At 33.9% G+C, this 12558-nt stretch carries 11 protein-coding genes; 9 read left to right on the top strand and 2 right to left on the bottom strand.

Annotation, left to right across the window (positions count from 1 at the left end; genetic code table 11):
* From M0D21_RS13695 to M0D21_RS13660, 8 genes are all read left to right on the top strand, one after another.
* Nucleotides 1-461: T9SS type A sorting domain-containing protein (locus M0D21_RS13695; RefSeq protein ID WP_248330436.1), on the top strand; the 461-nt coding region annotated here is incomplete at its 5' end.
* An 82-nt stretch (nucleotides 462-543) separates the two neighbouring features.
* The gene (locus M0D21_RS13690; RefSeq protein WP_248330434.1) at nucleotides 544-2700 is read left to right on the top strand and encodes an Ig-like domain-containing protein; all 2157 of its coding nucleotides are present in this window, start codon (nucleotides 544-546) and stop codon (nucleotides 2698-2700) included.
* Between the two features lie 841 nt (nucleotides 2701-3541).
* The gene (locus M0D21_RS13685; protein WP_248330432.1) at nucleotides 3542-4660 is read left to right on the top strand and encodes a sensor histidine kinase; all 1119 of its coding nucleotides are present in this window, start codon (nucleotides 3542-3544) and stop codon (nucleotides 4658-4660) included.
* Nucleotides 4661-4681: 21 nt separating this feature from the next.
* On the top strand, nucleotides 4682-5398 hold the full coding sequence (locus tag M0D21_RS13680; protein ID WP_248330430.1) for a LytR/AlgR family response regulator transcription factor: 717 nt from the start codon (nucleotides 4682-4684) through the stop codon (nucleotides 5396-5398).
* A gap of 309 nt (nucleotides 5399-5707) precedes the next feature.
* Nucleotides 5708-6460: a DUF547 domain-containing protein gene (locus M0D21_RS13675; protein WP_248330428.1), complete on the top strand. Its 753-nt coding sequence runs from the start codon at nucleotides 5708-5710 to the stop codon at nucleotides 6458-6460.
* Between the two features lie 209 nt (nucleotides 6461-6669).
* Nucleotides 6670-7575 carry a hypothetical protein gene (locus M0D21_RS13670; RefSeq protein ID WP_248330426.1) on the top strand — a complete coding sequence of 302 codons (906 nt, stop codon included), beginning with the start codon at nucleotides 6670-6672 and terminating at the stop codon, nucleotides 7573-7575.
* Between the two features lie 16 nt (nucleotides 7576-7591).
* A complete protein-coding gene (locus M0D21_RS13665) occupies nucleotides 7592-9193 on the top strand; it encodes a cytochrome-c peroxidase (protein ID WP_248330424.1) in 1602 nt (533 codons plus the stop codon).
* 35 nt (nucleotides 9194-9228) lie between these two features.
* On the top strand, nucleotides 9229-10665 hold the full coding sequence (locus M0D21_RS13660) for a cytochrome-c peroxidase (protein WP_248330422.1): 1437 nt from the start codon (nucleotides 9229-9231) through the stop codon (nucleotides 10663-10665).
* Nucleotides 10666-10753: 88 nt separating this feature from the next.
* Here the strand turns inward: M0D21_RS13660 and M0D21_RS13655 are convergent, their stop codons facing one another.
* Both M0D21_RS13655 and M0D21_RS13650 read right to left on the bottom strand, forming a co-directional pair.
* The gene (locus tag M0D21_RS13655; RefSeq protein WP_248330420.1) at nucleotides 10754-11299 is read right to left on the bottom strand and encodes a hypothetical protein; all 546 of its coding nucleotides are present in this window, start codon (nucleotides 11297-11299) and stop codon (nucleotides 10754-10756) included.
* 58 nt (nucleotides 11300-11357) lie between these two features.
* Complete coding sequence (locus M0D21_RS13650) at nucleotides 11358-11744, bottom strand: hypothetical protein (protein ID WP_248330418.1); 387 nt, start codon at nucleotides 11742-11744, stop codon at nucleotides 11358-11360.
* A gap of 213 nt (nucleotides 11745-11957) precedes the next feature.
* Between M0D21_RS13650 and M0D21_RS13645 the strand changes: the two genes are divergently transcribed.
* A complete protein-coding gene (locus M0D21_RS13645) occupies nucleotides 11958-12542 on the top strand; it encodes a HupE/UreJ family protein (RefSeq protein ID WP_248330416.1) in 585 nt (194 codons plus the stop codon).
* The last annotated feature ends 16 nt before the right edge of the window (nucleotides 12543-12558 follow it).

Genomic DNA, 12558 nt, shown 5'->3' with positions numbered 1-12558 from the left:
TTTCTGAAACCATGACTTATCAATTGCAAAATGCCAATCCTGAAGTAACCTTATCGAATACAGGATTTGTAGGCCTTGATGGAAGTTATTGGGTAGCTATCGATGGAAACAATCTGGCATTGGTTTCGAAAGACCGGGACTTTACTATTTATTTTAGTAATTCTACTCAAGCCCCATCGTGTGCCAATAGGTTGAGTAAAATTGCTGTAGCAAAAGATGATTTAAGTACTATTACTATTTATCCTAACCCAGTCAAGAGTAATGAAATATCAATTAGTGGGCTAAAAAATCAGGAGGTATCTATTCAAATATTTAATATCATAGGTCGAAGAGTTTTAATCAAGAAAACCAAAGGAAGACATGTTCACAAAATATCTCTTGAGGCTTTAGAAACTGGTAGTTATATGTTAAATATAAGGGCTAATGGTATTAATAAAACCATGCATTTTATAAAGCAATAATTAGATATGCTAACCTAACCTCTTACATAGTGTTGTGAGAGGTTGAGTTTGTTATAACTACTAATTATAATATTGGTTTATTATGAGAAATTACACAATATTTTTTTTGAAAGTACCTTCTACGGTATGCTATAATTTGGTTGGGGTTTTAGTATTCTTTATTGCTCCCATTGTATGTTCACAAACTACTTCTTCGGCTACGTCAGGATCAGGAAGTGGATATTCGGTAATAAAAAATGATGGTTTTGGTATTGAAGACCCTGATTGTAAACACGGTAGTTTTGGTCCACATATTACTCAAAAATATGATAGTGACTTGAAGAAGAATGTGTTTGTTTTTCACAGTCATATTGATGAAGATAATGACAGGTGCAAAAATGACGATCGAGTGCGAATAGAAATTAAAGGAGGTCCTGGAGCGAGTTCAAATACCTTACGTCATCCTAAAAACTCTACAAGTTACTATCGATGGAAATTCTGTTTGGCAAGTAATTTTAAAGCTAGTAATAGGTTTTGTCATTTTTTTCAGCTGAAGGCTAAAGGAGGTAGTAACGACAAACCCCCTATACTTACCTTGTCTGCCCAGAAAGATAATTTTGAGTTAGTTCATAATAGAAAAAACCCTAATTCTGTTTATGTCGACCTAAAACAGGAACCATTATCCAAATTTAAAGGAGTATGGGTCGAAGGATATATAAAAATAAAACATGGAGATAATGGCTCTCTTAATGTGGTGTTAAAAAAAGTTTCTAACGGTCAAACCCTTTTTTCTTATTCTGATTCTAATATTGATTTATGGAGAAGCGGAGCAGATTATAACAGACCCAAATGGGGTATTTATAGAGGGAAAACTAGTGGACTAAAAGATGAACAAGTTCGATTTGCAGATTGGTGTGTTTCAGAATCTTCAGAAGAGCAATGTCCGTCTTCGATCAATACAGCACCAAATCAACCCCCATCGGTTTCTTTTGCTGCTCCATCCGGAAACACTGTTGTAGAAGAAGGATATTCAGCTTTTGAAGTTACCGTAAACGCTTCGGATAGTGATGGATCGGTTAACAATGTAAAATTATACGTTGATGACGATTTTATACGCCAAGAAGTAAATGCGCCATATACCTGGGGAACTGGCAATAATGCCGATGAACTTCTTGGGTTTTCAGTAGGCGAGCATACCATCAAGGCAGAAGCTACAGATAATGATGGGGCTACTACAAGTAAGACATTTAAAGTAACAATAACCGGTGTGAATACAAATACACCCCCGATGGTGTCATTTACTTCCCCATCAGGAAATTTAACGGTAAATCAAGGATATGATCTTGCCGTAATGGCAGAAGCATCAGATTCTGATGGAAGTATTGCCAATGTAAAACTCTATATCAATAATGTCTTGGTAAGGCAGGAAAACAAAGTGCCTTATGAATGGGGGCATGATAATTCGCCAAATCCAGAAGAAGTGAATGGTTTAAATGTAGGGACACATACTTTTAGAGCTGTGGCAACAGATAATGAAGGTAATACATCAGAGGACACTTTTGTATTAACAGTACAAGATATTGGAGGCGATACAAACAACTGTTCTTTTGGGACTCCAATTGCCAACGGAATTCCTGCAATGGATAAAGTCTCCTACAACCATGCATATGTTTTAGGTACTGGAGGCCCTAGCCTAGATAACTTTAGGGAATTTTCGATCAACTGGGATCCTTCATATAATGGACTGTATCAGTTTGCTTTAAATACCAATGATGGGATTCCAAGCTGGTATGTAGATTTTTCTGAAACGATGACCTATCAATTGCAAAATGCTAATCCTGAAGTAACCCTATCAAATACAGGATTTGTAGGCCTTGATGGAAGTTATTGGGTAGCTATAGATGGAAACAATCTGGCATTAGTTTCGAAAGACCGGGACTTTACTATTTATTTTAGTAATTCTACTCAAGCCCCATCATGTGCCAATAGGCTCAGTAAAATAGCTGTAGCAAAAGATGATTTAAGTACTATTTCTGTTTATCCTAACCCAGTCAAGAGTAATGAAATATCAATTAGTGGGCTAAAAAATCAGGAGGTATCTATCCAAATATTTAATATCATAGGCCGAAGAGTTTTAATCAAGAAAACCAAAGGAACACATGTTTACAAAATATCCCTTGAGGCTTTAGAAACTGGTAGTTATATGTTAAATATAAGGGCTAATGGTATTAATAAAACCATGCATTTTATAAAGCAATAATTTGATAGGCTAATCTAACCTCTTACATAGTGTTGTGAGAGGTTGGGTTTGTTATAACTACTAATCATAATGTTGGTTTGTCAATTGATGGGCTAGATCAAAAGGAATTTTCGATTGAGATATTTGCCTTGAATGGTCGTAGGGTGATGACCCAAAAAATCAAAGGAGTGCATCTTTATTAATTACCTATTAAAAGGTTATCCTTAGGAAATTATATTCTTAGTATACAAGGAGAAAGAGTGAATAAGTCTGTGCATTTTATAAAAGAATAGAAGTCAATTACCACCTTTAAGAAAACGATCCTATAGATTAGATGTTTTTCTGTTGTATTAAAAATCAATTAGAGCAAATTAAAACCGATAATAGTAAAGTGATTCGTGTCATTTTGTAATGTTTTTGCTGTGTAGTGATAGTAAAGTAACATCATTTGTTTTCAGGTTTAAAAGCTAAGTGACAAACCGTACAATTGTGTTTACGAAGGTTGTAAAATTAGATAAATGAAGTATAAGAAATGAGTAAAACAAGATAATTGCTGTTTGTTTATAAAATCATACAGTTGATCAATATTTTGATAACATTTCTAATTATCAATTCGATAAAACACTATGAATTCCTAGTTTTAATAAATTCTGAATTGTTTAGAGTGCAATAAATGAATTATAAGAGGTTGTTTCACTATTTATCATAGGTCTGTTTTTTAATACCAAAGAGCAGAGTTCTATAAAAATCTATGGCATCTAGAAATTTAGAATCCAATATTTTAAAAGACAATAAAATTGGGAGTCTACTATAAATTACATAAATTCAATGCAACGAGTAAATCTGTTTTTATATAGCAAGTATGCTTCAGTGGTTTTATAAATATAAAATTTATCATTTATTATTTTGGGCGGTATACCATTTTGCTTGGTGGTCGATATCAATAGGAGATCCTGTGCAAGCAATTGATAATATTTTATTTTCGCCCTATACTACTAAGTTTATTTTTTATGTAGTGTTTCAAGCATTGGCAGTTTATTTTAACCTCTACTACCTGATCCCAAAATACTTGATTACCGGGAGATACAGAATTTATCTTTTTGCTTTGTTTCTTACAATCATGATTACGGCTTCTTTTATTGTGAGTGGTTATTATCTAACACCTCTTGTCACCGGGCTACCTTTTGAAGAATTATTTAAGAAACCCACTACTGCATATTGGGAACTTTTTAAATCTAATGCCTTGTCGTCTACAATTGCGAGTATGACATTAGCAATGAGTATTAAGTTAGGCAAAAATTGGATCGAAACCCGGAAAAGAGAACAAGAATTGGAAAAAGAGAAAATAGAAACAGAACTCAAATTCTTGAAATCTCAGTTTAATCCACATTTTTTATTCAATACAATTAATTCAATTTTTGTATTAATTCATAAGAATCCAGATATGGCTTCAGATTCTCTGGCGAAGTTTTCAGATCTTTTGAGATACCAACTTTATGAATGCAATTCAGCCAAAATACCCTTGGAACATGAGCTCAACTACTTAAATAATTTTATAGAATTAGGCAGTCTTCGATTAGATGCTAGTGTACATTGTGAGTTCAATATTACTCCAACTACATCTTCAAATATTAATATAGCTCCTTTCATATTAATGCCTTTTATAGAAAATGCATTTAAGCATGTTTCTCAAACCCAGGCGCAAAAGAACTGGATTACAATAGACCTTGCCTTTGAGAACGCCAATCTTACCATGAAAGTTGGAAATAGTACGGCACCCAGACAAGCAAATTCTAGTGATATTATCGGATGTAATGGAATTGGTTTGGCCAATGTTAAACGTAGATTAGAATTGATGTATCCACATCAACATATCTTAGAAATTATCGAAGAATCCAATGCCTTTAATCTTACCTTACAAATTCGTTTAGAAGGAAAAGGGAAGTTTGAGGAGCGTTATGCTGAAGAACTATCTTTTTAAATATAGATTCAAAAAACAACAATGATACAGTGTGCAATTATAGATGACGAACCTTTGGCTAGAGAATGTATAGCAAATTATATTCGTGAAATCGATTTTCTAAAAGTGGTAGGCGAAGGCAATAATCCATTGAAACTGACCGAGATTTTGGAACAACATCATGTGGATCTTATTTTTCTGGATATTCAAATGCCTGTTATGAATGGAATTGAGTTTTTGAAAATCACCAATCATAGACCATCAGTTATTGTAACCACAGCTTACCCTAATTATGCACTTGAGGGATTTGAACTCGATGTGGTTGATTATTTATTAAAACCAATAACTTTCAATCGTTTTTTTAAGGCTGTAAAAAAAGTATGGGAGCTTCAGCAAATTAAGAATAATCCACCTTCAAATATATCTGCTACTACTGGCATCGATTATTTTTTTATAAAAAATGACAGAACCTACGAGAAAATCTATGCAAAAGACATTTTATACGTAGAGGCGATGCAAAATTATGTGGCTTTTCACACCTTAGATCATAAAAAGCATCTGGCATTAATTACCATGAAGCAGGCCGAAGAAAACTTAAATAATCATAACTTCATCAGAGTGCATAAATCTTTTATTGTTTCTATAGAAAAAATACAGTCTATTGTTGACAATAAAATAAGCATAGATTCTTCACAAATTCCTATTGGAAGAAATTATAAAAACCGACTTATGGAAATCGTTCAAAAGAACAGATTTTAACATTTCTAAAAACACTTTTTTTAGTGATATTTGTTTTTTTAATTAATTGAAAACCAGAATAGTGTTGTGGTTTAATTGTCGATTTTTTGTTTTGGAATATATTTTTATTTAACATTTTTTATAAAAAACGAGGGTTTTACAGTAAAAAAATTACAATTTAATATTTAAAAACGGATAAATACATGAAATTATAATGAATGTTAGTTATATAACATGATATTAATTGTAATTTTTTATAAATTAGCTTTTATGTGTTAGTTAATTTTTTAAATAACACTAACAAGTTTAACCCCCAAAATAACTAATCAAATGAAATCTCTTAGAACCCTCCTTTTTGTTGTATTCTTATTTTTATTTAGCGCTATTAAAAGTCAGGAAATTGTAGATCATTCGGCTTGGGACCAAATTCTTATTCTCAATGTTACCGATGAAGGTATGGTCGACTACGATGGAGTGACTACAGATGTAGCTATTTTTTATAAATATTTTAGGTACCTACAAACTATTGCTCCTCAAGAACAGTGGAGTAAAGATGAAAAACTGGCATATTGGCTTAATGTATATAATGCCACAGCCATGAAGATGATTATTGATGAATATCCTATCAATTCGATAAACGATGTAGAAAATCCTTGGAAGAAAAAAGCTTTTAAATCACAAAATGTTCGTTATAGTCTTGATGATATAGAACATAGTATTTTAAGAAAATTTGGAGATCCTAGAATTCACTTTTTATTGAACTGTGGTTCAGTATCTTCCCCAAGACTTTGGAATCGGGCCTATACAAGTGCAAATATTAGAGAAGCCCTAGAAGATAGAACCAGGGAGTTTATAAATGACCCGCAGAGAAATCAAATCAATTCGAGTACTGTAAGGGTTTCTGAAATTTTTAAGTGGTATGCAGATGATTTTACTTCGTATAATATCGATGTCATCGATTTTATAAATCAATATGCTAATGTTAAGATCAATCCAAATATTAAATTAACAGATAGGCATTTTATTACCTATGATTGGAATCTTAATAAAAACAACGAAAAGACACCAATTACAAGCAAGTAAATAGAACCACTGTTCTATACTTTTACCCCTAGATAGTCTTCAAGAAATATTTACCCCTTTGGTAATTGTCAAAATGTAATTTTTTTCATGAATAAACCCGGTTTACTCATGATGTATGCATATGATTCCTCCCTTTGTTCAGGGTAGAATGGTATACATGAGCTTTTATCAAAGTTTGATACATCTTTTAAAACCTAAATTTTACAATTATGTTCGACGTAATCCAACCAAAAAAAGCGATCTTGATACTATGCTTTTTAACTATTTCTACAGTATCGGCACAAACATTAATCAATGGTTTTTTTCCTAAAAAAAATGATCTCACAGTAGCGACTTCCTACTCGTATAAAAGTTTTGATAATTTTTACAGAGGCGAAACTTTAGCAAAAAACAACCCCATGAACATGGGAGAGATTTCGTCTTCTATTGTAAGTGTTTATGGAGAATACGGAGTATTAGATTGGTTGTCAACTACTATAAATGTACCCTATATTTCAGTTGAAAATGAAGGTGATGTACCTGATCCTGTAATTCAGGAAAGTCAGGTGTCTGGAGTACAGGATTTAAGTGTTTTTATGAAGGCCAAAATCATCGATAAGAAATTAAATAATGCCACTAAAATAGCGGTTGGCGGTGCTACTGGTGTAACGCTACCTATTGGAGGGTATGAAGAGGCAGGGATATTATCTCTTGGTAATGGAGCTACAGCTTTTGATGGTTGTGGTTTTATTCAATTGGCAACCCCATCCAATATTTTTGTTGAGTTACAGGCAGCTTATAGTCTTAGAAACAACTCAGATTTTGAAGTTCCTAATGCTACCATCTACAGTGCAAAATTGGGATATTACAATAAATGGTTCTATGCCCATGCAAAAGTTGGAATTCAAAACTCATTAAGTGGGTTTGATATTGGTTCTCCAGAGTTTGTGGCTGCTGGAGGAGCTGCGGCACTTCCTGAAACAGAGGTAGACTATACCAATTTTTATTTTGATTTATATGTTCCGGTTTATAAAAATAGTTTTGGGATTTCTTCTGGGTACACAGTAAATATGAATGGTAGAAATTATGATAGAGCTTCGGCAATTTCATTAGGTCTGGTATATAAAGCAAACTAATCATAAAAACTTACAAATGAGAAAAGTATACTTTTTGATATTCATGGTTATTTTTATTTCTTGTGACGACGAGAACTACATAGATTTACCTTTAGAAGAGCAACAGTATTCGCAAAGTTTTTTCAAAAGCTTTGTCAATGACCCAAATGCCACACAATTAGATATTGATCTTGAAGATGTTCTAGATAGTTTGTCTGATGGTGTAGGGCGTTCCTTCTTCACCTTCCCAGATAGTGATGATTATAGTAATATTCCGCAAGATCCTTTGAACCCAATAACTGCAGAAAAGGTAGTTTTGGGAAAACTCCTTTTTCATGAAACAGCAATGGGAGGAAACCCCAGAACTAATTCTAATCTTTTTACTTATTCTTGTGCTTCTTGCCACCATGCAGCTGCAGGTTTTGCTGCAGGGATTCGACAAGGAATTGGAGAAGGAGGAATTGGCTTTGGTATTAATGGAGAGGCTAGGATTATGGATGCTAATATATCTGTTGATTTAATTGATATTCAGCCTGTTCGATCCCCAACAGTACTCAATGGGGCTTATCAAAGAATAATGCTTTGGAACGGTCAATTTGGAGCAACAGGACCCAATGCAGAAAATGATGGAAGCTGGGAAAGTATTCCTGAAAATAGTCTTGGATTTGAAGGGTTAGAAGTACAAGCTCTTAAAGGACAGGATGTACATAGATTATTGGTGAATGAAAGTTTTGTAGACAACTTTGGATACCGTTCTCTATTTGATGCGGCTTTTCCTGAACTACCAGAAGCAGAAAGGTATACTAGAGAAACAGCTGGTTTGGCAATTGCAACTTTTGAACGTACCGTATTAGCAAATGAGTCTCCATGGCAACATTGGCTCAAAGGAAATGTTAATGCGCTTACAGAAAATGAAAAGAAAGGAGCGGGATTGTTTTTTGGAAAAGCAAAATGTTATGAATGTCACACAGGGCCAGCTTTAAACGACGAAAATTTCTATGCATTGGGTATGGACGACTTTTTCAATTCAGCAGGAGTCGTAGTGACCAATACTTCTAATTTTCAGCGTGAAGTACGATACGGTAGAGGTGGTTTTACAAATAATGTGAGTGATCGCTATAAGTTCAAAACCCCAACACTCTATAATTTAATCGATCAAGGTATTTTTGGTCATGGAGCGTCTTTCACATCTGTAAAAGATGTTGTAGAATACAAGCTTAATGGTGACCCTCAAAAGAATGTACCAATGCCACTTCTAGCTGAAACTTTTAAAGAAATACAGGTGCTTACCGAAGAGGAAATTAATGATCTGGTAGCATTTATAGAAAATAGTTTGAGAGACCCTAACTTGATAAGATATGTCCCCGATACAGTAAATTCTGGTAACTGTATCCCCAATAGTGATAATCAATCGAATTTAGATTTAGGTTGCGAAGCAGATGGAGGAGGGGGAGATAATGGTGATAACGGTGGTGGAAATGGAAACGGAAATGGAAACGGAAATGGGAATGGAAACGGAAATGGAAACGGGAATGGAAACGGAAATGGAAATGGAAATGGGAATGGAAACGGAAATGGGAATGGAAACGGGAATGGAAACGGAAACGGAAACGGAAATGGAAATGGAAATGGAAACTGAAATAGTAATGAAATTGTAATTAGAAAAATAAGAAGATGAAGTTGTTATCTACTATATATAAAGGCTTACTTACTAGAAAAGCATTCTTATTGATATTTATTATTGTCTTTTTTTCTTGTGAAAAGGAAGATTATATAGTTCTTGAAAAAGAAAGCTCGCAGGGGATCGATAAAATGAATGCTAATTTAGATAGTCAGCTTCTTTCGGCTTTGGGCAATGCTTCTGGTGGGGTAGGTGTTTCATTTTTTATTCTTCCTGAAAGTAATGATTATGCAAATATTCCGCAGGATCCATTAAACCCTATCACGGCAGAAAAAGTAAAGTTAGGAAAGTTACTTTTTCACGATACGGCTACAGGAGGAAATCCAAAATCTGCAGCAAACTTACATACCTATTCTTGTGCTTCATGCCATCATGCAGCAGCAGGTTTTAGTGCAGGGGTAAGACAGGGAATTGGAGAAGGGGGAATAGGTTTTGGGGTCAATGGTGAAGGTAGAATTATAGATCCTAACATTTCAGTCGACTTGGTGGATATACAGCCCATTAGGTCTCCTACAATTCTTAATGCAGCTTTTCAGAGGATCATGTTATGGAATGGGCAATTTGGAGCAATGGGTCCCAATATTGGAACTGAAGCTAACTGGGCCAATATACCCGAAAATTTTTTAGGATTTGAAGGTGTAGAAGTGCAGGCACTAAAAGGACAAGATGTTCATGGATTATTGATAAATGAAGATTTTGCAACCAACTTTAATTATAAAGGTTTGTTTAACAAAGCTTTTCCAGATATTCCAAAGGCAGAACGTTATACAAGAGAAACCGGAGGACTTGCTATAGCGGCCTATGAAAGAACAGTGCTTGCAAATGAATCGCCCTGGCAGCAATGGCTTAAAGGAGATTCGAATGCACTAAGCAATAAAGAAAAAAGAGGGGCGAAGTTATTCTTTGGTAAAGCAAAATGCTACGAGTGTCATACTGGACCAGCCTTAAATGATGAAAATTTCTATGCGCTTGGGATGTTCGATTTTTCCAATTCTCCGGGTAATCCAGTGGTGGTTAAAGATACCTTAAGTTTTAAACGTAATGTTAGGTTAGGGAGAAAAGGGTTTAGCAATCTGGGAAGAGATCGATTTAAATTTAAGACCCCTACGTTATACAATCTAACAGATAATGGCTTTTATGGTCACGGCGGGTCTTTTACTTCAATAAGAGATATTGTGGTGTATAAATTAAATGGGATTCCTCAAAAAGATGGAACTAACGGGCAAGCTCCAGTTCCTACCCATCTTTTGGATCCAATTTTTAAAGAACAACAAAACCTTACGCAAAACCAGATAAACAATTTGGTATTGTTTATAGAAAATGGTCTTAGAGATCCAAACTTAGATAGATATGTGCCTAACAAGGTAAGATCTGGAAATTGTATTCCAAATAGTGATGATGCTTCTAAAATTGATTTGGGATGTAACTAGTGTTGCATGATCACGAATACTAGACCTAGAAAAAGGTATGCCATTTTGTGAGTTATAAGGTATACCTTTTTCTTTTCATAGGTTGTGTTTACAAAGAAACCCCTACCAATACACCAATTCCAACACCACCCAGAGCAAAGAGGAATTTTTCAAAAGCACTTTTTCTACGTTGTCGTTTAGCGTTCTTTTCAACAATCTCTAAACTGTTTGATGCTTTCTCAAGACTATTTATCGTGTAATCAAGAGCTCGCTGCGTATTGGCCAATGTGGTTTGCGTTCTTTTATAGACTTCCAAATCTAAACTGTCTGAAGCTTGAAAGTTGATTTTTAATTTTTTCTCCAGATCAATATTCTTTCTTAATGTTTGGGTGTATTTCTCGATTAAGTCTTTGGTCATTTTATCTTGATCCAATGTGCTTAAGTATACTTTTTTAAGCGCGGTAAAAGACTTCACATTAACCAAATAAATGTCAGAAGTGCGAAACATATATAAACTATCTTCTTTTACTTGAAACGGCTCTCCAATGCGATCGGCGTATGATCTGGGTATTTCAATAACTTTCAGCGAATCTAGATCCTGACCAAAGGAAATCGAAACTGTAAAGAGTAAAAAAATAATTGCAATTTTTTTCATGATGTGTGAATTATATACTATAAAATAAAGTAAAGAGTATCGTGTGATTTTCGATATATTATTGATCTAATCCTAACAAACTACCAACAATAACTCTGTCTTTAGCCAATTGATCATTAACAAGCTTTATCGAATCCTTAATTCGTTGTAATTCTTCCCAATCTTTGGCATTTCTCCTCTTAAAATCTAAAATCAAAGAATCTCTTTTATGAATAATAAGATCTTTTTGTGCTTTCATTTTTTCAAACTCTTTTTTAGAGCTTTCCAGTTCAGATTTTGTATTCACTAGGGTTTCTTGAGAGGTCTTTAACTCATTTCTGGCATTGTCTAATTCAGACTTGATAATTTTCCAGTTAGATCCAGAACTAAAAGTCATATACCCAATAATAATTAGAAATAATAGTGCTACAATTTGAAGAATGGTATTAGTATTAATACTTTTCATTTGTTGTTTTTATTAAGAGTTTTTGTGATATATTCCAATTACACTCTTCGGGCTTACGTAAGTCGAGTAAAAGTAAGTAATTTATTTTTGTATGAAGAAGGAAAATAACCCTATTTTTAGGTAGGAAAGGGTTAAACTTTTAATAAGAAATTTCAGTCATTTCTTTCTTCACGTTTTAAATTGTACATTAGCCCAACCTCAAAAATATGAAGTATGTCAGAATTTTGGTTATATGTAAAACTTGGTTTCAATCACGTATTAGATTGGACGGCTTATGATCATATCTTATTTTTAGTTGTACTTGTCATAGGGTATACCTTCGATCACTGGAAACGCATTCTATTATTAGTTACTCTTTTTACACTTGGGCATACAGTCTCATTGTTTTTGGCAGCCTACAATGTAGTGTCTGTGAATGCGAGTTTGGTAGAATTCTTAATCCCCATAACTATTTTGGCTACAGCAATTTTTAATATTCTTACATCCAAAAATGGTTCAAATACTAGTAAAATTGGGGTTTTATATGGTACAACCATATTCTTTGGGCTTATTCATGGGTTAGGATTTTCTAACTATTTTAAGGCGATTAGTAGTAATGTTAGTTCCAAAATTCTCCCTTTAATAGAATTTGCACTGGGAGTCGAAGCAGCACAATTGGTAGTGGTCTTATTTGTTCTTATTGTGAGCTTTATATTTCAATCATTTTTAAGGTTTTCTAAGCGAGAATGGATTCTGGTAGTCTCTTCGATTGTTATAGGAATGGTAATCCCGATGATCATTGCCAATAAAATTTGGTAATTAAGTCCTCTTTTCA

It is taken from the genome of Aquimarina acroporae (assembly GCF_023195925.1).
Classification (GTDB): Bacteria; Bacteroidota; Bacteroidia; order Flavobacteriales; family Flavobacteriaceae; genus Aquimarina; species Aquimarina acroporae.
The sequence above is the reverse complement of the archived record's forward strand: the minus strand, read 5'-3'. Positions and strand labels throughout refer to the sequence as shown.